Here is a 21618-nt window from a genome sequence, read left to right on the forward strand (position 1 = left end):
ATTTAATTCAAAATTAAATCATTTTTATTGAATAATATGCAATTAGTTGCGGGAATTTAATACTATAACGTTATAGTACGTCCATCATCTAAAGTTAAATGTCTTATATCGGGTTTTCCTATTAACTTTTCGCTCAAAAGTTTTTTAATTTCTACACCAGAAGCATCTATAACTCGGTGACCAAACATTGAAGAAGTAGTTTCTTCTGAAGAAAATTCTGGAACAAATTCAATATTATTTCTAGTCAATTTTTCTACAAACTGAATTCCAACATCACCATCTAATGAGTTTTTAAATAAGATATCACAATAACATTTTTGATGTACAGGAATACTTAAATATAACTGTTCATCAATAGAAGATGTGGTACTCATTGTATTTTCTAAAGCAGCCACTATTGCCATAAATACATATTGTCTTGTTATTTCTCTATCATAATCATTTGGAAAATGTCCTGCCTCAAAAAGTATCGTAGGTGTTTTATTTGCTTGAAATGTATCCCCAGTACAATGGATATTAAAACCATCATCATACAAGCCTATATTCTCAGATAAATATGGCGAAAGTTCCTTGTGTATATGTGCTATAACTTGCATAGACCGCTTTCGCGAAAGCGTAATACTTCTCTCTGCATCTGCCGAAGGAGCTAAAAACGATAGAATAGATGGTGTCCCGGTATCTTCAAAACCAAAAATAGTGCGTTGCCCATGAAGGTTAAAACAAAAATTAGGTGCAAACTCTTTATAAATCTCCCAAAGTAAAACACTTTCAGGTTGTGATTTATGCTGTGCATCCCTATTTAAATCTATACTATTTGCATTTACACGTGTGTAAGCAGCAGCTCCATCAGGATTTAAAATAGGTATAATACACAATGTACAAGATGACAAAATATCCTTAAAAATAGAAAGTTCACTAGAATTCTGAAAAGCTTTAAAGAGATCAAATAATGCTTTAGTGGTTGTACTTTCATTTCCGTGCATTTGTGACCAAAGTAATATTTTCGTTTTTCCAGTGCCGATTGTCACAGAATGTATAGGTCTTTTTTCTACAGAAAATCCACGCTGTATTACTTCAAATTCTGGAGGTAAATTTTCTAACAATTTAAGAATTAATGACACATGAATATAACGACCAAAGAGTTGTTTTTCATAATTTATTTTATGCCAATTTAAAAGCGTTTCCAATGATGTTTCTTTTTTTGTGTTTACAAAGTTAAACTTTATAAAATTTACATTTGTAAATAACACATATGGCACATAAGTATTCATTTGTAAACAAATAACCTCTCTATTATTCATGCAATCTTGGAAAAAATCCAATAGTAGAGAGTAAATTAAATAAACAATTATCAATCAATATTATATGTAAATTACATGAAGTTTAAGTTTAATTATTTAAAAGATTTAACAGTATTCTTGTTGTGAGAAAAACATCAAAAATTTACATTTGTAACGTATATATAAGGAATACGTTAATTTACAATGGTAAACAATAAAAACTTCTCACAAAGACTTGATGAAATCCTTAAAGAATATGAATTATCTGCAGCTATGTTTGCTGATAGAATTCATGTTGGAAGAGCTACTATTTCACATATTTTATCTGGTAGAAATAAACCCAGTTTAGATTTTGTTATGAAGATTGTAAAGACATTTCCTCAGGTAGATTTATATTGGCTATTAGAAGGAAAAGGTTCTTTTCCTAAAACAGAAGAAATCACTTCCCCACCTCCTACTTTAAATACAAATACAGAAAAGGAAGCTATCAATACAATTATTTCAAATACATCACAAAACACATCAAGTAAAAAAATAAAACGCATTATTATCTTTATGGACGATGGTACTTTTGAAAGTTATGAAACGACATAGCCCTATCATTTTTGTATTTTAGCAGTATGGGGAAACACATCACATTTACATTTCTTTCACTTCTTTTTATAATAGCCTGTAAAACACCTCAAAGAGATTGCGCTAGCTTTAAAACTGGCGAATTCAGTTACGAAGAGCTTATTGAAGGTGCGCTCGTAACAACACGTTTTACACGCAATGACACCCTTGAAGTTGCTTATTTTAACAACAAAGTAGATTCTTCTAGTGTTCGTTGGATTAACGATTGTGAGTGGATTGTAAAAAAAATAAACCCTAAGAGTATGAGTGAAGAAAAAGCCGTTCATATGAAGATTTTATATACTGAAGGAGAATTTTATACCTTTGAGTACTCACTTGTTGGAAAAACTAAAAAACAAAGAGGAACCGCCAAAAAACTAAACTAATGTTCGAAATCTTTTCTTCATCAGATGCATGGGTTGCATTACTGACGCTTACTTTCTTAGAGGTTATACTTGGAATAGACAATATTATTTTTATCACATTAGCTTCAGACAAGCTTCCTGAAAAAAATAGAAAAAAGGCTACTAATATAGGCCTATTTTTGGCTATGATTATGCGTATAGCCCTACTCTTTGGCATTTCATACCTTATTGCCTTAAGCGTACCTTTCTGGCATATTAACGCTTCTTGGATAACTGCCGGAATAAGCTGGCAAGCTATTATTCTTTTTGCAGGAGGAATTTTTCTTTTATGGAAAAGTGTACACGAAATACATGAAAAAGTAGATGAGGCTGGTGTAGAAGAACAAGAAATTAAAGATAAGAGCTCTTCATCTCTAACAAAAGCAATTGTTCAAATTGCTGTTATTAATATTGTCTTTTCATTTGATTCTATTCTTACTGCAGTAGGAATGACTAGTGGACTTTCCCCCAACCCAGATGATGTCCTTATTATTATGATCATAGCAGTAGTTGTCTCTATCCTTATTATGATGCTATTTGCAAATCCTGTAGGAGAATTTATAAATAAGCACCCTTCTTTACAGATATTAGGTCTCTCATTTTTGATACTTATTGGCTTTATGCTTATTGCAGAAGCTGCTCATTTATCACACTTGAAAATATTTGGATCAGAGATAGGGAGTATTCCAAAAGGGTACCTATACTTTACCATTGCATTTTCTTTACTTGTTGAGTTTCTTAACTTTCAATTTAGAAAAAAGTCTATATCTAAGTAGGTCTAGAGGTATTAAACTAAACCATTCATTAGTAGTCATAAATAAGTAAAAAACATAAAATTCTTAAAAGCGATTATGAATTCATAGTCGCTTTTTTTTATAAAGTAAATCAACATTTTGCATAAAAGTCTAAAAATCAGATATTTAAATTTTTGGCACGTAACTTGTTATGTAGATAGTGTGTTCATCAATCAAACACACAGTTATGAATCTAAAAACTCGTATTATGAAAAAGTTTGCTTTATTACTCATCGGTCTACTTACTATAGGATCTACTACATATGTTGCAGCAGAAACTACAAACACCGTTCGTCGCGGTACTGTTTATGACGGCAGCAAATATATTTTTGTAGAAAACGGAATTGAATTTTCAGTATTTCCTGATGGAGAATTTGATTTTTATATCCCTCAATACACAGATGGACTTGCTGTAAATGTTAATGCAGGACCTGTAGGTATAAGTTTTAATACAGGTTTTGATTATGATCCATATATACAGTATGATGATTATGGTGCTGTTATTCAAATTGAAGGTACTCCATTATATTATGATTACTATGGACGTTTGACACAGGCTGGAGATGTACGTATCAATTATAGAAATAATAGATTAGTACAAGTAGGTGGATTATATGTACATTATAACAGATTTGGAGTGTATTCTCATTATACAGGATTTATAAACCCTTTTAATAGATACTATGTATACAGCCCATTTCATGCATATTTTTACAGACCTGTATTCAATAGATGTTTAGTATACACATCACCATATAGAAGATATTATACACCTGTACGTTATAGCTACACTTACCACAGAAATAACTATTACAGGGGGTATGCAAATGGATATCACAATTCAAGACGTGACTTTAGACGCCCTTCTACAGGTCGTGTAGCACATAACAATGGGCGTCGTGATAATGTAGATCGTAATAATGCTCGTTTTAGAAGTGCAGCTACTACATCTAGAAATAATTCAAGAGGTATCGCAAGTAGAAATGATAGAAATACGTCTAGAGATAATTCAAGAGGTATTGCAAGTAGAAGTGACAGAAACACATCAAATGGAAACTCAAGAGGTATTGCAAGTAGAAGTGATAGAAACACATCAAATGGAAACTCAAGAGGAGTTGCAAGTAGAAGTGATAGAAATGTATCGAAAGGAAACTCAAGAGGAGTTGCAAGTAGAAGCGATAGAAATGTATCGAAAGGAAACTCAAGAGGAACCACGCGTAGCGCTTCAAAATCGACATCTAGAAGTGGAAATTCAAGAGGTGTAGCATCTCGATCTACAAAAAGATCAAGCAGTGCTTCAAGACCATCTTCTAGCAATCGCGCAAAAAGCTCAAGAACGCAACGTTCTAGTGCTCCTAAAGCAACAAGAAGTAGTTCTTCTAAAAGATCAAGTAGTGCTTCAAGAAGCAGTAGCAAAAGCCGCTCTAGTTCTTCAAAAGGAAGAGCATCTTCAAGCAGATCTCGTAGAGGATAAAAAAATATAGATTTTTGGTTGGTTAGTTTGGGAAGTCCCCAGGTGCAAAATAGCACTGGGGACTTCCTCTTTATACGCTTTCGCGAAAGCGTATATCTACATATTTAAAACAGCAACATAAGCAGTTATAATATTTACCCACATTATGTATCTTTAGACATCAAAATTCAGAAACTCACTATGAACAAATCAATCATCCTCATTACCATTCTGATACTATCTATTTCTTGTAAAGAAAATACCACAGAACAACCAGAAGGAACAACCCCTATGACAGAAGCAGCAATACTTGCCAAAGCAAAAGAAATACACAAAAATGTAATGACATTGGATACTCACTGTGATATCAATGTAAAAAACTTTACCGACTCTATTAATTACACACAAAAATTAACCTCTCAGGTAAACCTTCCAAAAATGCAAGAAGGAGGATTAGATGTGCCTTGGTTTATTGTATATACAGGTCAGGATTCTTTAAATGCTAATGGATATAAAGCTGCTTATGAAAATGCCATGTCTAAATTTGAAGCTATTCATAAACTTTGTGAAGAAATAGCTCCTGATCAAATCCAACTAGCAACTACTTCAGATGAAGCGAGACGTATTTGGAAGTCTGGTAAAAAAGTAGCTATGATTGGTATAGAAAATGGATACCCAGTAGGTGAAGACATTAGTAATGTAGAAAAGTTTTATAACCTTGGAGGGCGTTATATGTCTCTAGCGCATAACGGACATAGTCAATTAAGTGATAGTAATACTGGAGAAGCAGATAGTATTTGGTTACATAATGGATTAAGTGCTTTAGGGAAAGAAGTGATTGCCGAGATGAATCGCGTAGGTATGATGATAGATGTATCTCACCCTAGTAAAGAGGCGATGCGCCAAATGATTGAGCTTACCAAAGCTCCTATTATCGCTTCACATTCTTCTGCACGTGCTTTATGTAATCATAGCCGCAATCTAGATGATGAACAATTACAATGGATGAAAGAAAATGGTGGTGTTGTACAAACCGTTGCTTTTAAAAGTTATTTAAATACCGAAAAATTTGAAAAAAGAGTAACTTATGAAGTAGAAATTGCTAAAAAAATTGCAGACTCTATGGGAGTTACTTGGTTAGACGGTAGAGCAGCCGTAATGGCATTAGATAATGATGCAAGGGAAAAATACTTTGATTTCTTAGGAACCATGGCGGCTATACGTCGTGAGAAAATGAAAACAATGGATAACCTCCCTCCTGCTGTAGATGTTTCTGATTTTGTAGATCATATTGATTATCTAGTTGAAAAAATGGGATTAGAACATGTAGGCATCTCTTCAGATTTTGATGGTGGCGGAGGTATTGAAGGATGGGAAGACGCTTCAGAAACCATGAATGTAACGATAGAACTTGTACGCCGCGGTTATACGGAAGCTCAAATAGAAAAACTGTGGAGTGGAAATCTTTTACGTGTTCTTGATGAAGTGCAAGCCATTGCACAAGAAATACAAAAAAGCTAATTACATGTTATTTTGACAGAAGAAGAACTAAAAAACAAAGAAAAACGTAAACACGAACCTCTTACTAAGAAAGAATCACTTACGTTTTTCTTTATCCCTTTCAACGGTATAGCAAATGGGTTGAATTATTCTGAGCAAAAACGTTTTGAAAAACATGGATATCAAAAAAAAATAGAACAAATGAATCATCTTCAAGGATTAGGAAGACTCTTTTATGTTCTATTAATCTTTATTATATATGTAATTAGAAAAAAAATATTGTGATGTAATCACATATCTCTTTCTGTGCAAATCTGATTGATTCGAAGGCGTAATTTACGTTCGTAATCTTCTTGTAACCAATCTCTATAATTTTGCGTAGTATTCATAATACTATAGGAGTACTGTCGTACACGATAGGCAATGTCTTCTTTCAATTTTCTAGCAAGTATACGTGCATCAAACATATCTTCACTATTATCAACTACCATAAGCGCATGTTACTCTACTGCATTATCTAATGGCATTTTTTGATTTTTATCTTCTTCTATACTCTTAAATCATTTAAAACATTAATTTTTAATGCTTTATAAATTTATCCCTAGAAAAAAGTAATCCGTCCCATATATACTTTATAATAGTTTACAAATAATTAATTCTATTACACATTTCATTCTATTTCATCACATTTTATTGGGATGAATTAAATTTAGAAATAATCTACTATAAGTTTGTGTAACGTTTTGATTTAATAGTTTTTAAATAGGAGAAAATGAATTATTCAAAATGTGTTTCTAACGCGTAAGAAATTAGTTAAACTTCATGTCTTAATGTTAATGAAATATTTAGGCATATCCTTAAAATCAAATAATATATTAAAAATTATGTTTAAAAAAATCATATATGGGCTAGCTATAAGTAGTGTGCTTTTTGCTTGTCAGGATGAATCTAATACAATTGAATTACAAGAAAGCTTAGATCAAGAATTGATCACTAGTCATCTTATGTCATTTAATTCTCAAGATGATTATAAAAAAATCTTTGAAGACCCGACTATTATTGAAAATAAAACTAACGAACTCAATTTTGTCTCATTAAAATCAAAGATGCCTGACTTAGATCTAACAGAGACTGACACTCGTAATACGAATAATTTAAAAAACACAGCTGATTTTATATATGATGATTATGGTATTTTACCTAAAATTCTTAATGAAGATAAAATTGTAAAAATTGATTCATATTTGATCAAAGTTGATCTACACAATGAAAGAGTATTGGTACTAGAAGATCAATATCAAGAAGAATATGATGATCTTGTTTTTGATAATTTGAAAAATAATAACATTATGGTTTTTAGTACTGAAGATGAAATACTTCAATTACTTAACCAAGGATCAAGAGGAACTATAAATGCTCAAAGGGCTTGTGATTCTGGCGCTAATCATCGTACAATAGATCGTCAATGGAAGTCTTCAAGAAGAAAAAGAGGAAATGGAAAAGTAGCTTTTCAAAAAGCAGGTATTTATTTTAGTCTAGTTGCAGATATACACGCTCAAAAAAGAAGTCTAGGTATTTGGTTTAGAGATGGTGGAGCAAGTACGAGTATAACTTATAATGTCTGGTGGCAAGGTAGATGTGATGGCCATTCTGATGGAGCTGAAAATGGATCTGTATCTAATTCTGGAGGCAGAACAGTATATAGACCTTATGAATCATTCGATGGATTACATTTATACAGATATGAAGCAGACCTTTATTCTTCCAACGGTAGTGGCGGTATTGTAATTGAAGATGTAACCCCTTAAAATAAATTCAGGGTAAATAATTAAAAATAGGTTTCTACTGTTGTTTTCTTACACATTAAAAACCTTATTTTCATCAAAAAGGAATCTTTGATTTTATACGTATCAAAGATTCCTTTTTCATCATTACTTAATAAGATCACATATCCCTTTCTGTGCAAATCTGATTGATTCGAAGGCGTAATTTACGTTCGTAATCTTCTTGTAACCAATCTCTATAATTTTGCGTATTATTCATAATACTATAGGAGTACTGTCGTACACGATAGGCAATGTCTTCTTTCAATTTTCTAGCAAGTATACGTGCATCAAACACATCTTCACTATTATCAACTACCATAAGCGCATGTTGCTCTACTGCATTATCTAGTGCAGTTTTTGCTTTTTTACCTTCTGCTACTACTTTTTTGTACTCTTTTTTAATATCAAAATATACTTTTTCAGTGTTGGCAAACTCTTTACGTAAGTCTGGAGGCATTACATATGCAAAATTGCGTTCAATTTCTTCATCCCCTATTAAGTTTTCTAAATAGAAATCTGGGAACTGGAAAATTTCTTTCCAATCTATAGGTGCTTCCCACAAACCAAAACGAGCAGCATTATTCCCTAAATCTAAGACTTTAAAGTCTTTTTTGTTAGGTAAAATACGTGAGCCACGCCCAATCATTTGAAAATATAAGGTTAATGACTTTGTTGCTCTATTTAAAATAATGGTATCTACTGTAGGTTCATCAAATCCTGTTGTAAGAATACTTACAGAAGTAAGAATAGCATTAGGAGTATGCTTAAACCACTCTAAAATCTCCTTACGCTCTTTTGCGCTATTTGTATTATCTAAATGGCGTATGGCATATCCTGCTTCCAAAAAAGTCTCTTGCACATATCTGGACGTATTAATACCATTATTAAAAATAAGTGTTTTCTTCCCTTTTGATTGATCTTCATAAGCTGCAAGTAATTTTTCTTGCATAGAAGTATCTGTATATAAGATATCTGAAGACTTTACTGTATAATCTCCATTAATTCCTAATTTCAGAGATGATAACCCTACATTATAAGAGATCGTTTTTGCTTGTGCGAGAAATCCTCTTTCAATGAGTGCAGGAATACTTTCACCTATTAAAAGCTCATCATAGTTATCCTTCATAGGTAACTTGATATTAGAACTTAAGGGCGTTGCAGTCACACCTAAGATAAATGACTTATGGAAGTAGCTAAATAACTTTCTAAAAGAATTATAATGTGCTTCATCTATAATCACTAGTCCTACATCTTCAAAACTAATTTGTTCTTCTTGCAGTCGGTTAGTAAGTGTTTCTACCATCGCTACATAACACATATAATCTTTTGCACCATCTAAAGACTTTACATCGCTAGAGATAACCATATTTGGCACCTTAAACTCTGTAAGCATACGTGATGTTTGTACAGAAAGCTCTATTCTATGTGTAAGAATTACAACTTTTTTATTATTCCTTTCTATATACCTTCTCACAATTTCTGAGAAAATAACTGTCTTTCCTCCTCCTGTTGGAAGTTGGTATAACAAGTTATAATCTTCATTACATCGATCCATGCAACCAAAGATGGCATCAAGGTCTTTTAATTGATAGTCGTATAATTCTTTCTGTGGCGCTTTATTTTTTTGTAAAATCTGACTCAAAAATTCAGTTTTTTATATGATTAAACGGGATTCTTGCAAAACTAAGTGATTTTTACGCTTTCGCGAAAGCATAATTCATAAATCTCACGACGGCTATCAACAATTAATCAACAAAATCATTAGCAACATCATCAAAAAGGCCTGAATTGGGCCAATTTTGAGATTCTGATTGGTCTACAACACCCTCTATTCTGTTGCTAAACTCCTCTTTGAGTTGATGATAACTAATATATTGCATCACATCTTTAAAAGAAACAAGCATACTTTTGAAAAACGCATCAGGCATTTTTACAACAGACGCACTATATGTTTGTGCAATTTCAATATTAAAAAACATAAGGTCTCCTAATAGTTTTGGATCTACTCCAAGTAATTTAAATTGTTTGATATATTTTTGAGCAACAGATCTCCTTTTACGCGCTCTCTTCCTTTTTGTTGGGAAATATTCATTACTAATTTTAATTTTAGCATCTTCAATAAGCGCCTCCTCTTTAGGGTTAAAAACAAAATCATAAAAAGTCTTTACTTGCGGGATGCGATCATACAAATCTATAACTTGCTCCTTCAGTGCTTCTTGGCTCAACTCATCTAAATATTTTTTAAGTGCTCGCTTACTCATAAACTAATATTGAAATACAAACGAATTTATAACAAATTTTACTGGCAAAAAGCGATACAAAAACTTAAATTTGCAAACCACTAAATACAAAAAGCTACTCATCATATGAAAACACTTCAAAATTCTAAAGCCGTAAAATTGATAAAAAAACTCATTGATGATGTTAATCAGAATGGAATTATCACAAATACAGTGGTAGAAGATCTTAAGGCTTTACGTCCATATACAATAGAGGAGCAATTACCATTACTGGCAAAAGCTACACGCCTTTCTGCAGAGCATATTGAAGAACATGAAACGTTTGCAATTCCTATTCCTCAAGATGAACCTATAGAAGAAGGTGAAGAAATTCAAGCATCTGAAAGTGATCCAAAAGAAAGTTTACATTATTTCTTTTGTTTAATACGTGATATTGATAAGAAAGTAAACGAAGAAGAATTAAGAGAATATGTAAAAGCACTTAACGAGTACTAAGCATATTTTATATACTATTATAGTAAAGCCAATTATCAAAAATGATAATTGGCTTTTTTTATACACCGTAATTTTAATATGGTATACCCGTAAAATACCCCCTTTCGGGTATTTTGTAGAGTTTCTAAAAAAGGTACGTTTACAACATCAATTATAAACCTCTTTAAGAAGATGAATACCATGAAAAGAAACCTATGTATTATTTGTTGTCTAGCAATGACATTAACCAATTGTTCTGTAGATGAAGATACTACCACGACTCTTACAGAAGATGTGATTACAACAATAGAAAACCAAATCGTACCAGACACTCCGAATCCAGAAAATGATTATTCTAGACGCGGACTTTACCAAGGGACTATTGTAACTGAAGACCTTAGTTTTCATGAAAAAATCACCTTAAATTTAGGTGATAACGGGCAATATAATGCTCAAATAATCACTTCAAATGAAGAAAGATATTTATTTAAAAGTCAAAATACTATAAATTCTGAATTTTTATATTTTGAAGGAGATCAAGGAACATTTACTGTTCAGTTTCTTGAAGATGATACGGTACAACTTTCCAATATAATCATTAATGAGAAAGAAGCTGTTGCAACTGTATTTAAAGATCAAAGTTTTCAGAGAATGATGCCTTCTTTAGGGACGTTCTCTAGTAGTGACAATACTATTTCAGGAACATGGGATTTTGCATTTACTGTATCTGGAGGATTAGGATATTCCATCACGACCACTACGATATTTATCAATCAAAATAGCGAAACATTTGTACTTAATACCTCTGGTGATTATCAGCGTTTATGTAGCGCACCAGGAACTCCAGTACCGATTGGTGTTGTAAATTCTAGTTTTTTTAATATTCAAAGCGTAAACAACGTGCCTTTAGGAAATAGTGAACTGAGTTTTATATTTGTTGCTAATAGATTAGAAGCTACCAATGCAGGCTGCAGAATAACCCCTAGTGCTCCTCTTGATGTTACTTCTACTTCATGGACTTGGAACGGATTACAGGGTACAGCTACTGTAGATACCTCTAGCCTACCCGACTTTAGTGGTTTTTAGAAAGATGTATATATAATAAACTATCTCAAAGTATATCAAACTCTTTGACAGCGAACATAAAAACCCTCTCTATACAAATTATAGAGAGGGTTTTATATATTTAGGAATTGGCTGTTTTACTTGGTCTTACTTCTATTTTACTAGGTAATGTTCTAGGGTGCATTTGGAGTAAATCTACTACCATTTGTCCTAAATCTTCTGGCTGTATACGCCAATCTTTACCATCTTCTGGTGAGCGTCCTCCAAAGTGACTGCTTACAGAGCCTGGCATTATAGTAGTCACTTTTACATCATCGTTACGCACATCAAGCATTAAGGCTTGTGTAAAGCCTGTTAATCCAAATTTACTCGCATTATACGCTGTCCCATTTGCAAAAAAATTGGTTCCGGCAAGACTAGAGATCGTGATGATATATCCTTTTGTTTTTTTGATAGCGGCTAAACTTGCTTTTACAGAGTGAAATACGCCCGTAAGGTTGACTCCTATAGTTTCTTTCCACTGATCTAGCGTCAATTCGCTGATAGGCGCAAAATGCCCAACACCCGCATTGGCAATAAGTACATCTATCTGTCCATATGTTTTTAAAACTTCAGCTACGACTTCTTGCATTGCCTTATAATCACGCACATCTGCTACCAATGGTAAAACTTTACCACCATTTGGAGTAAGGTTATAAGCTGCTTTAAATGTTTGATCCTTATTGCGTCCTGTAATAACGATTTGCATACCAACACTTAATAAAGCTTCTGCAATACCGTATCCAATTCCTTTAGTACCTCCAGTAATTAAAGCTACTTTTCCTTTAAGTTCATTCATTGTATTCCGTTTTGAGGTAAAGTTACGATTGCTTTCGTACTTCAACAAGCGATTGGTAAAGCGTTTACTACCTGTATATCATTTTATTTTTTGGTATACGCTTTCGCGAAAGCGTATAAAGAAGCATCAAATTTAACATCTTAAGAAATCCCTAATAGATTGCTTATTCTTCTACCCGATAGTATCTTTGCAAAAAAATAAAACAATGCTCAAATCATTCCGAATTTTAAGTTTTTTAGAAGGTGTTTCTTATCTCTTGATCTTATTTGTAACCATGCCACTCAAGTATATATGGAATAACGGAGATCCAAATAAAGTAATAGGAATGGCGCATGGCTTTCTGTTTTTAGCATATATCGTCATGGCGATACTTATGAAGTCAGAACGAAAATGGGACAACAAAACACTAGCCATTGTATTACTATGTTCTGTCATCCCATTTGGAACTTTCTGGATGGATAAAAAATATTTAAGAGATTCCTAACTAAAGAAAGGAATACTGATATAGTAGTTTGGCTTTTCGCCATTATTAGCTTTTACTGCATTTATAATAGGTAATACTAGTGCTAGTATCGCTACAGCTATAAGCCCAAGTACACCTAGTCCAAAAAGGAATATCGCTGGGATGCATAGTATTGCATAAATAAAGATACTTATCTGGAAATTGATGATAGATTTCCCATGCTCATCCATAGCTATCACCCTATCTTTATTAACTAGCCATAACACGAGCGGTACAATAAATCCCCCAAATCCTGTTACATAATCTAGTAATTGAGACAAATGTGTAAGAACTAATAATTGTCTATCTTCTCTAAGTACTGTTTCGTGATGTACTAATTCCATGTTGATTTTTTTTGATTTTTTGATTGATTAACAATATATCAGTAGCACTTTTCTATAAAATGTTACAGGTTTACGTAATTTTGTAATAATGAACACACAAGACACTATTGTTGCACTTGCCAGTCCCGCTGGAGCTGGAGCTATCGCAGTGATACGCGTATCTGGACCAGATGCCGTATCTATATGTACTCCTTTATTTAAGTCTAAACGAGGTAAAGATTTGTCCAAACAAAAAACGCATACCATACATCTTGGACATATTATAGATGAGCAACGCGTGCTTGATGAAGTATTGGTTTCTTTATTTAAAGGAACTAATTCATATACAGGAGAACCTACGGTAGAGATTTCCTGTCATGGTTCTAGCTATATACAACAAGAAATTATACAATTATTACTTCGCAAAGGCTGTCGTGCGGCACAGGCAGGAGAATTTACGTTACGTTCGTTTATTAATGGAAAAATGGACCTCTCACAAGCAGAAGCAGTTGCAGATCTAATTGCAAGTGATAATGAAGCAAGTCATCAGATTGCCATGCAACAGATGCGTGGTGGTTTTTCTAATGAAATTGCACAATTACGTCAAGAACTCCTCAATTTTGCATCGCTTATTGAATTGGAACTTGATTTTTCTGAAGAAGATGTCGAGTTTGCAGATCGTACACAGTTTAAAGAACTCGTAGCCCGTATTACCAAGGTACTTAAACGCCTTATAGACTCATTTGCGACAGGAAATGTGATTAAAAACGGAATTCCTGTGGCAATTGTAGGCGAACCCAATGTGGGGAAGTCCACCCTACTCAATGCGTTGTTAAATGAAGAAAGAGCCATCGTATCTGATATTGCAGGTACCACGCGTGACACCATAGAAGATGAGCTTACGATAGGTGGTATTGGGTTTCGATTTATAGATACCGCTGGAATTCGCGAAACAAAAGATGTCATAGAAGGTCTTGGTATTCAAAAAACCTTTGAAAAAATAGGACAGGCGCAAGTGGTGGTATATCTTTTTGATGCTTCCCTATCTGCTTTAAATCCCTCTATTCCTTCGGCATCTCTCCCAAAGGAAGAGACATATAAAGCGATTACTATAGAGATTGAGAAGATAAAAAATCAGTTTCCTTTAAAGCCTTTGGTTATTGTTGCCAATAAAACAGATCAATTGCAAGAAGCAGAAATCGCTACTTTGCAATCATCTATTCCAAATCTTCATATGCTTTCTGCAAAAAAAGGCATGGGTGTCGATGCGCTTAAAGCGAAATTGTTAGACTTTGTAAACACAGGCGCATTGCGTAATGACGAAACCATCGTTACCAACTCTAGACATTACGATGCTTTATTAAAAGCACTCGAAGAGATTGAAAAAGTACAATACGGCCTTGACACAAATCTTTCTGGAGATCTCATGGCAATAGACATTCGTCAAGCCTTATATCACTTTGGAGAAATCACAGGACAAGTCACCAATGATGAACTACTTGGAAATATCTTTGCTAATTTTTGTATTGGGAAGTAGATGTATATATAGCATTGATAATTAATTAACCACAATTTAGATTGTAGTACTCTACAATACGCTCTATGTCTTTCTTTCTCTTAACTATTTTCTAAGAAAAGAAAAATACTTTGTTCCCCTCTGTTATTATAAGGCGAAGCAGTTTTTTTATTACACTTTTGCACACGTAAATTTTAGAAATAACATATGAAATCATCTTTTAGATTTTTGAAGGTACTAAAGAAAAAGTAATGATATCATATAAATTTATCTAACGATGGCATATCAATAGAATAAATGTGTTCTATAGAATTAGTATAAATCAGATTATTAAAATGATTGACTTCATTTTCTTTAACATGTTTTATACCTTCACTCTGCTCATTAAGAATAATTGCTTTTTTTGTAGAAATAGGATAATAAAATTCAAAACCTTTAGGATCATCTAAACTATTAGGATTACTTTTTAAATGGAGATATTCAAATTTTCGATCTATATGGAAAAATTGTTTCTACAAAAAGAAATAGTACCACTAACAATGAAATTAATATTTCAAACTTATCACAAGGTGTGTACTTCTTAAAATTTGAGAACGGAAGCATTCATAAGTTTATAAAAAAGTAATTACCACTTAAACTATATTTTAAAAGGCTTTCTTCTTTATAGAGGGAATCTTTTTTTATAGAACTAAGTATCTCTTATATATTAGTTTACATAAGTACGCTTTCGCGAAAGCGTATAAAGGTATTGGGCTGTTTATACGCCCTTATTATCGCTTGTATAAAGCATAAAAGAATTTTAAAAAAATAATTCCTCAGGCAACTATTATCAAAATGTGTGCGTCTCAATAAATAGAGACATTATTCATTAATCATTATAAATCATCAAAACTATGCACACATTATTAAAAACCACTATAAAAGCACTTGTACTCGTACTCTTTACGATACAACTTCAGGCACAATCTACAACATTTCAACTCGTAGAAACAGAAACGGGACTTCCTATACCATTTGCAGCCATAGAATATGGAGAAAATACTGGAACCATCACGAATGAAGAAGGGTATTTCTCAATTCCGAAGGAACAGATGGCACTTAAAAATACGATTCACATTTCTTCGTTAGGGTATGATCCTATAACCTTAAATTATGATGAGTACGCTTTCGCGAAAGCGCCCATTGCCTTATCCCCTTCTGTAAATACATTAAATACTGTATATCTAAATAACAAGCGAATCTCTGTAGACACGATTATGAATAGAATGTTTCGTAATAGAGGTAAAAACTACACCTACACTAGTAAAAAACAACGTGTATTTAGTAGAAAAAGTGGTAAATCAACATCTAAAGGATTAGAAATAAAATATAAAAAAGACACCAATCTATCGAGAAAAGAGTTAGACAGAATCAATAAAAAACTAGCAGAAACAGACCTAAGTGTAAATGCAAACTACTCAGAAGTTCTAGCAGACTATTATACTAATGATATCTCACAAACAAAACTTGATATTATCAAAGCTACAGAACTTTCAGATGGAAAAAATAAAGGTGATGTAAGTGACAAAGCAATGGCAACCATACGTAATATTCTAGAAGATAGTACTAAAACTTATAAGGTAAAAACAGGATGGATTAAAGTAGAAGATTCTCTTTCTTTTAGAGATATGGTAGGAAAACAAGATAGTCTTGCAGACAAAATTGAAACCAAATTTTCAAAAAAAGACATTGATTACCTTGTACATAGCAACAACTTCTTTAGTCAATTTTCCAATTTTGATTTTATCACGACACAAAATCGATACAAGTACATTCTAGAAGAAGTTTGGGACACCGAAGATGATCGTATATATAAAATACGATTTGAGCCAAAAAAGCGTAAAGGGAAATACGCAGGGACTATACTGATTAATGATTCCGACTATGCTGTTCTTAAAATTAATTACACCTATGCTGATGGTAAAAGAGGTCGTAATTTAAATTTTAAATGGTTACTTGGTTTTAAATATACCGAGACAGGATATCAAGGTACATTAACTACCCGAAAAACAAATGATGGCACGTATGTAACTAGTTATATTAAAGAAGAACAAGAACGAGAAATCTATGTAAACCGTCCTCTAAAACTAGTTGAAAATAAAACAAAGCACAAAATGAAATTCAATGTTAAAACGACACAAGTTTTACTTCAAAAAACAGAGTTGTTCTTTATTTCAGATACACCGCTTACAGATACAGATTATACAACGATTTCCGAAAAACAATATGTTCCTATTGAGAAACTTACCGAGTATAATGATACTACTTGGAAAAACTATGAGATTCTAGAACCTTTAAACGAAATGAAACATTATAATTAGTATTAAAAAATAGAATGGTCACAGATTTTGATATCATCATACACTGTGGCCTTTTATCTTCTATTAATATTGATTAATGAAACACTATTTTGTAAAGTTTGTAAGACATATCTAAAATAGATAGTAGAACTGATCCCGCTGTTTACTGAACTCGTTTTAGTATCTAGCGGGATCTTGGTTTAATACTTTATACTTCATCTAACTGAGTATTTAAGTATGTACTCACATCCATTCATCATTTTTTATAATAAGAATAGTTATTCTTGAAATGAGCATGTCTGTCTATATGGAATGATATCAAAGATTCACTTATGCAAACGTAAGACTTTATAGGGCAGCTAGTTAGTTTATCGTTATTCATGAAAATCGAAGTGCGTTTCTTTGGAATTACTACCAATGAGTATACTTTTAAGTTGTACAAAATTAGTTTGTTAGACAGAAATTCTGAATGTCTTTAATAGATCAGAATATGTATAATTTTAAAATTCATTAGTATGTTAAAAAGGATTTCGAATGTAAAAGGTGCTCAAAACTTAAGCCTTATTGAACAAAAGGAAATAGCTGGAGGAAGACCTCCAAGAAATACGTGTCACTCAGATGCAGAATGTACATATCCTCAAACGTGTGTTGCTTGTATTTGTACTGCACCAGGTGACCCTGTGTAGTATAACTGCTAGGAATCGCAGCAAAAATCAAGGAAGAGACTGACTAAAAAGTAATTTAATACGTCAACTTGAAACAAGTTCAGTTTGTCAATAATTCTATCATTTTAGATAGTCTCTTTTTGTTTTGAATACTTAAGGAATTAATTCTACATAAGAAAAGCCTCCCATTTCTAGAAGACCTTTTCTCACTAACTCTCAAATATAAATATTATTTCTACGAAGCGTTCTTATTTTAACAAAACTCTATAAAATAAGTAGTTATGTATATAAAGCATTATTTATAGATTCTATAAATGTATTTTATAAGATAAATTTGCTAAATCAAAAATGTTTAATTAATTTTATTCAACATTAAACAAATAAGATATGGACATTTTACAAGAAGCTTCTAATTTTGAAAATGCAAAAATGAGTCACATGTCAACGAGTGATCGTGTCGTTGCTTCTAGAGAAGCAAAACGTCTTATTCTTGCTATTAATGAGGTATATAAGAAAACAAAAGATTCAGAACTTATGGATATTATGAAACGTCTTACCGCCAAGAAAAAGAAAATTGAAGTACGACTAAAAGGTAGACCAGATTCAGGTATATAAAGGAATTATCCTTTTTTACATATATAAATTGTTATGAAAGCTCGAAACACTTCTATGTTAGACATAGAGGTGTTTTTTGCTTTATAAAGCTTCTATAACTCCTAGTGCAGCGGCTTCTCCTGATAACATTGCCGCATTTAAAGATCCATTAAGTTGTGTGTCACCAGCTAAAAATATTGTCGAATCATATTGTGTATCTGAAGGAGCTATATCATATTTGATATTTTGCAATTGAGGTAATGCTTTATTGATTTTATAGTTTTTAATGAAACGTATGGAATCGATCCCAAAATATTGTTTTAACTCTGCTTCTACCCTATTAATGAGTTCTTCATCAGAAAGTACATGATCTTTAGTGACGGTTACTGATAATAACTCTTTGTTAGCTTTTTTACTTGTCGCGATACTTGTGTGATAAAAAATATTGTTAACTATTGTTGTATTGTGATCAGGTAGTAACCCAATTAATGGTTTTGCTATCTTTCTATTGATGGTTTCAAAATATAAGGTATCACATGATTTCCAAAATACTGTATTACCTTTAAAATCTTTAAGTAAATAACTAGGATCTGTAGCAATAATCACCATGTCTGTTGCTATTTTATCTCCATTTCTTAATACAATTTCTTTAGCTGTTACAGAAGAAACAGCTGTATTATACTGTATTTTACTATGCTTTAGTTTTTGTAAAAGTTGTTTAGGAATAGCTTCAATTCCAGCTTTAGGTAAAGCGGCATGCCCATTTCCAAACATTTTATAGACAAACTCAAACATTCTACTAGAGGTTTCTAATTCAGGCTCTAAGAAAATACCACTAAAAAAGGGTTTGAAAAAAGTATCGATCATTTGAGAAGAAAAACCAAACTCCTGTAAATACATCATTGTACTAATCTCCTTTGTTTCAAATATTTCAGATAATTGTTTGTTTTTCAATTTCGCGTTAAGTGAAAGCACTTTTAACTTATCTTTTATGGAACCTATTCCCGAAAATAATGTTGGTAAAAGCAATGATATATTTCGTAATGGATCTCCAAGCGTCACTTGATTTCCTTTTTTAAAGATAGCCGCTCCTGGTAAAAATCGCTGTAATTCTAAAGCATCAAAATCTAAATATTTTCTAGCAGCTGGATAAGACGTAAGCAATACTTGAAAACCATGATCTAATTGATAATTTTCGACAATATCAGTTTTTAAACGTCCACCTACTCTATCTGTTGCCTCTAATATAATAGGAGTGTATCCGTTTTTTTCTAATACCTGAGCAGCGATCAAACCGCTTACTCCTGCTCCTATGATATGTATATTTTTAGCTGATTTTTTCATAAAAAGACTACCTATTTAATGCTGTATTTCTTGTAAAAATAATAGTTTTAATTTTTGTTTAACAAAATAATTTAAAAATTAAACAAAAATTACAATACCTTTAACAAGTCTTAAAACTGATTATTTAATTATATGAATAAAACGGCTATTGTTCGTTGTGAACATTTTAATGCAGCACACAGGCTTCATAATAAAAATTGGAGTGATGCAAAAAACAAAGAAGTTTTCGGGAAATGTAATAATCCCAATTATCACGGTCATAACTATGACCTAGAAGTAAAAGTAATAGGCATTTGCGATCCAGAAACTGGTTACGTAATCGATACTAAAATTCTATCTACCCTTATAAAAGAGAAGGTCTTAAATAGATTTGATCATAAGAACTTAAATCTTGATACAAAAGAATTTAAAGATCTAAATCCTACCGCAGAAAACATTGCTATGGTTATTTATGATCTTTTACAACCTGAGCTTGCATCAGGTCTTGAATTAAAAATAAAATTATATGAAACACCAAGAAACTATGTTGAATACCCTTATTAAAGAAAGTGGCCTTAATGGCTTCTCTGAAGAAGAAATAGGAGATGATCATATATATACTGGTTTAGAAACTCCTATGCGACCAGATGCTTTTGAGATATCTGATCAAGAAAAGAAAGAAAAAATAGCAGATCTATTTGGTCAAATTATGGATGTCATGGGGCTTGATCGCACAGATGACTCTTTAAAAGGGACACCCAATAGAGTAGCAAAAATGTATATAGAAGAAATATTTTCAGGGCTTAACCCAGCAAACAAACCAAAAGTTGCTTTATTTGATAATAAATACCAATACAATCAGATGTTGGTAGAAAAAAATATTACTTTTTACTCTAATTGTGAACATCACTTTGTGCCTATTATAGGTAAAGCGCATGTTGCCTATATCTCTTCAGGTAAAGTAATAGGACTTTCAAAACTTAATAGAATTGTACAATACTATGCAAAACGACCTCAAGTACAGGAGCGTTTAACAAATCAGATTGCTGAAGAATTGAAATCTATTTTAAATACAGAAGATGTAGCTGTAATTATAGATGCAAAACATCTTTGTGTATCTTCGAGAGGTATTAAAGATGATACATCTGCCACAGTAACTTCTTATTATGGTGGTATTTTTAATACAAATTCTAAAATTACCGAATTACAAAACTATTTAAATCAATAAGAATTGATATGAATCTGATAAATAAAGCCAAAACAGCTACTTCTAAACAACAACATACCACCCCATCATTATATGATATTACTATTAATGGTTTGGATGGCAAACCAATTGACCTTTCGGCGTTTAAAGGTAAAAAACTATTATTTGTAAATGTAGCATCTGAGTGTGGTTTTACTAAGCAATATAAAGATCTTCAAAAACTAAGTGATACCTATCCTACAGAACTTGTAGTGATAGGATCACCTTGTAATCAATTTGGAAAACAAGAACCTGGAAACGCAGAAGAAATACAAACGTTTTGTGAGCGTAATTTCGGGGTTACTTTTCTACTTACTGAGAAAATAGACGTTAAAGGAAGCAAACAACATCCGCTATATAAATGGCTTACCTCTAAAGAGTTGAATGGAAAGAAAAGTTCTAGTGTTAAATGGAATTTTCAAAAGTATTTAGTAGATACATCTGGAAAATTGATTGATTACTACTACTCTATTACCAACCCTGGAAGTAGCAAAATCACCAAGCATTTGTAGACATTTGCGCCTAGTAGTAGCGTAACTGAATGCATTGGTAATGATTATTTATACGCTTTCGCGAAAGCGAACTTGTGAGATTCACAAACGTAGTGAAAGCGAAGCAACGGTA

Annotated in this window: 25 protein-coding genes; 18 read left to right on the forward strand and 7 right to left on the reverse strand. The window is 32.3% G+C overall.

Going from position 1 to position 21618, the window contains the following annotated elements; genetic code table 11:
- Nucleotides 1-62 precede the first annotated feature (62 nt).
- Nucleotides 63-1301 (reverse strand): M14 family zinc carboxypeptidase, encoded by a 1239-nt coding sequence (locus Q1A01_RS06395; protein ID WP_299677696.1) that lies wholly within the window; start codon nt 1299-1301, stop codon nt 63-65.
- Between the two features lie 183 nt (nt 1302-1484).
- Here Q1A01_RS06395 and Q1A01_RS06400 point away from each other — a divergent pair, with 183 nt between their 5' ends.
- The 6 genes from Q1A01_RS06400 to Q1A01_RS06425 all read left to right on the forward strand — a co-directional run bounded on the left by Q1A01_RS06400 (nt 1485) and on the right by Q1A01_RS06425 (nt 6328).
- A complete protein-coding gene (locus tag Q1A01_RS06400; protein WP_299677699.1) occupies nt 1485-1874 on the forward strand; it encodes a helix-turn-helix transcriptional regulator in 390 nt (129 codons plus the stop codon).
- Between the two features lie 26 nt (nt 1875-1900).
- Nucleotides 1901-2278, forward strand: a complete 378-nt coding sequence (locus tag Q1A01_RS06405; RefSeq protein ID WP_299677702.1) for a DNA topoisomerase IV — start codon at nt 1901-1903, stop codon at nt 2276-2278.
- The gene (locus tag Q1A01_RS06410; RefSeq protein ID WP_299677705.1) at nt 2278-3072 is read left to right on the forward strand and encodes a TerC family protein; all 795 of its coding nucleotides are present in this window, start codon (nt 2278-2280) and stop codon (nt 3070-3072) included. The genes Q1A01_RS06405 and Q1A01_RS06410 overlap by 1 nt, the downstream gene beginning before the upstream one ends.
- 226 nt (nt 3073-3298) lie before the next feature.
- Nucleotides 3299-4564 (forward strand): hypothetical protein, encoded by a 1266-nt coding sequence (locus Q1A01_RS06415; RefSeq protein ID WP_299677708.1) that lies wholly within the window; start codon nt 3299-3301, stop codon nt 4562-4564.
- A gap of 180 nt (nt 4565-4744) precedes the next feature.
- A complete protein-coding gene (locus Q1A01_RS06420) occupies nt 4745-6064 on the forward strand; it encodes a dipeptidase (RefSeq protein WP_299677711.1) in 1320 nt (439 codons plus the stop codon).
- Between the two features lie 12 nt (nt 6065-6076).
- Nucleotides 6077-6328, forward strand: coding sequence for a hypothetical protein (locus Q1A01_RS06425; protein WP_299677714.1), 252 nt, complete (start codon nt 6077-6079; stop codon nt 6326-6328).
- A 5-nt stretch (nt 6329-6333) separates the two neighbouring features.
- Here Q1A01_RS06425 and Q1A01_RS06430 read toward each other — a convergent pair whose 3' ends face one another.
- Nucleotides 6334-6534, reverse strand: coding sequence for a hypothetical protein (locus Q1A01_RS06430; RefSeq protein ID WP_366520086.1), 201 nt, complete (start codon nt 6532-6534; stop codon nt 6334-6336).
- 393 nt (nt 6535-6927) lie between these two features.
- Here Q1A01_RS06430 and Q1A01_RS06435 point away from each other — a divergent pair, with 393 nt between their 5' ends.
- Entirely contained in the window at nt 6928-7851 is a 924-nt protein-coding gene (locus Q1A01_RS06435; RefSeq protein ID WP_299677717.1) for a hypothetical protein, read from the forward strand.
- Between the two features lie 136 nt (nt 7852-7987).
- Here the strand turns inward: Q1A01_RS06435 and Q1A01_RS06440 are convergent, their stop codons facing one another.
- Nucleotides 7988-9511 (reverse strand): DEAD/DEAH box helicase family protein, encoded by a 1524-nt coding sequence (locus tag Q1A01_RS06440; protein WP_299677720.1) that lies wholly within the window; start codon nt 9509-9511, stop codon nt 7988-7990.
- A 103-nt stretch (nt 9512-9614) separates the two neighbouring features.
- Nucleotides 9615-10130: a DUF6155 family protein gene (locus Q1A01_RS06445; RefSeq protein WP_299677723.1), complete on the reverse strand. Its 516-nt coding sequence runs from the start codon at nt 10128-10130 to the stop codon at nt 9615-9617.
- Between the two features lie 105 nt (nt 10131-10235).
- On the opposite strand from Q1A01_RS06445, the gene Q1A01_RS06450 reads away from it, so the two are divergent.
- Together Q1A01_RS06450 and Q1A01_RS06455 are read left to right on the forward strand one after the other, a co-directional pair.
- Nucleotides 10236-10604: a hypothetical protein gene (locus tag Q1A01_RS06450; protein ID WP_299677726.1), complete on the forward strand. Its 369-nt coding sequence runs from the start codon at nt 10236-10238 to the stop codon at nt 10602-10604.
- A gap of 180 nt (nt 10605-10784) precedes the next feature.
- Nucleotides 10785-11669, forward strand: a complete 885-nt coding sequence (locus tag Q1A01_RS06455) for a hypothetical protein (protein WP_299677728.1) — start codon at nt 10785-10787, stop codon at nt 11667-11669.
- A 100-nt stretch (nt 11670-11769) separates the two neighbouring features.
- On the opposite strand, the gene Q1A01_RS06460 is transcribed toward Q1A01_RS06455, so the two are convergent.
- Nucleotides 11770-12486, reverse strand: coding sequence for an SDR family oxidoreductase (locus tag Q1A01_RS06460; protein WP_299677731.1), 717 nt, complete (start codon nt 12484-12486; stop codon nt 11770-11772).
- 205 nt (nt 12487-12691) lie between these two features.
- Between Q1A01_RS06460 and Q1A01_RS06465 the strand changes: the two genes are divergently transcribed.
- Nucleotides 12692-12970, forward strand: coding sequence for a DUF3817 domain-containing protein (locus Q1A01_RS06465; RefSeq protein WP_299677734.1), 279 nt, complete (start codon nt 12692-12694; stop codon nt 12968-12970).
- Here Q1A01_RS06465 and Q1A01_RS06470 read toward each other — a convergent pair.
- A complete protein-coding gene (locus Q1A01_RS06470; protein ID WP_299677737.1) occupies nt 12967-13332 on the reverse strand; it encodes a DUF4870 domain-containing protein in 366 nt (121 codons plus the stop codon). The genes Q1A01_RS06465 and Q1A01_RS06470 overlap by 4 nt on opposite strands.
- An 88-nt stretch (nt 13333-13420) precedes the next feature.
- Between Q1A01_RS06470 and mnmE the strand changes: the two genes are divergently transcribed.
- The 5 genes from mnmE (at nt 13421) to Q1A01_RS06495 (ending at nt 18446) form a co-directional block, all read left to right on the forward strand.
- Nucleotides 13421-14848: a tRNA uridine-5-carboxymethylaminomethyl(34) synthesis GTPase MnmE gene (gene mnmE / locus Q1A01_RS06475; protein ID WP_299677740.1), complete on the forward strand. Its 1428-nt coding sequence runs from the start codon at nt 13421-13423 to the stop codon at nt 14846-14848.
- Nucleotides 14849-15305: 457 nt separating this feature from the next.
- Nucleotides 15306-15452 (forward strand): T9SS type A sorting domain-containing protein, encoded by a 147-nt coding sequence (locus Q1A01_RS06480; RefSeq protein ID WP_299677972.1) that lies wholly within the window; start codon nt 15306-15308, stop codon nt 15450-15452.
- Nucleotides 15453-15720: 268 nt separating this feature from the next.
- Nucleotides 15721-17187 carry a hypothetical protein gene (locus tag Q1A01_RS06485; RefSeq protein WP_299677743.1) on the forward strand — a complete coding sequence of 489 codons (1467 nt, stop codon included), beginning with the start codon at nt 15721-15723 and terminating at the stop codon, nt 17185-17187.
- Between the two features lie 494 nt (nt 17188-17681).
- Nucleotides 17682-17852, forward strand: a complete 171-nt coding sequence (locus Q1A01_RS06490; RefSeq protein WP_299677746.1) for a hypothetical protein — start codon at nt 17682-17684, stop codon at nt 17850-17852.
- Between the two features lie 366 nt (nt 17853-18218).
- Nucleotides 18219-18446, forward strand: a complete 228-nt coding sequence (locus Q1A01_RS06495) for a hypothetical protein (protein ID WP_299677749.1) — start codon at nt 18219-18221, stop codon at nt 18444-18446.
- 81 nt (nt 18447-18527) lie between these two features.
- On the opposite strand, the gene Q1A01_RS06500 is transcribed toward Q1A01_RS06495, so the two are convergent.
- Nucleotides 18528-19769, reverse strand: a complete 1242-nt coding sequence (locus tag Q1A01_RS06500; RefSeq protein WP_299677752.1) for an NAD(P)/FAD-dependent oxidoreductase — start codon at nt 19767-19769, stop codon at nt 18528-18530.
- A gap of 132 nt (nt 19770-19901) precedes the next feature.
- Between Q1A01_RS06500 and Q1A01_RS06505 the strand changes: the two genes are divergently transcribed.
- From Q1A01_RS06505 to Q1A01_RS06515, 3 genes are read left to right on the forward strand one after another with little or no spacing between them, the layout of a single operon-like run.
- Nucleotides 19902-20312: a 6-carboxytetrahydropterin synthase gene (locus Q1A01_RS06505; RefSeq protein WP_299677755.1), complete on the forward strand. Its 411-nt coding sequence runs from the start codon at nt 19902-19904 to the stop codon at nt 20310-20312.
- Nucleotides 20275-20976, forward strand: a complete 702-nt coding sequence (folE, locus tag Q1A01_RS06510) for a GTP cyclohydrolase I FolE (RefSeq protein WP_299677758.1) — start codon at nt 20275-20277, stop codon at nt 20974-20976. The genes Q1A01_RS06505 and folE overlap by 38 nt, the downstream gene beginning before the upstream one ends.
- An 8-nt stretch (nt 20977-20984) precedes the next feature.
- A complete protein-coding gene (locus Q1A01_RS06515) occupies nt 20985-21506 on the forward strand; it encodes a glutathione peroxidase (protein WP_299677761.1) in 522 nt (173 codons plus the stop codon).
- The last annotated feature ends 112 nt before the right edge of the window (nt 21507-21618 follow it).

This window comes from uncultured Dokdonia sp. (assembly GCF_947492815.1).
Lineage (GTDB): Bacteria > Bacteroidota > Bacteroidia > Flavobacteriales > Flavobacteriaceae > Dokdonia.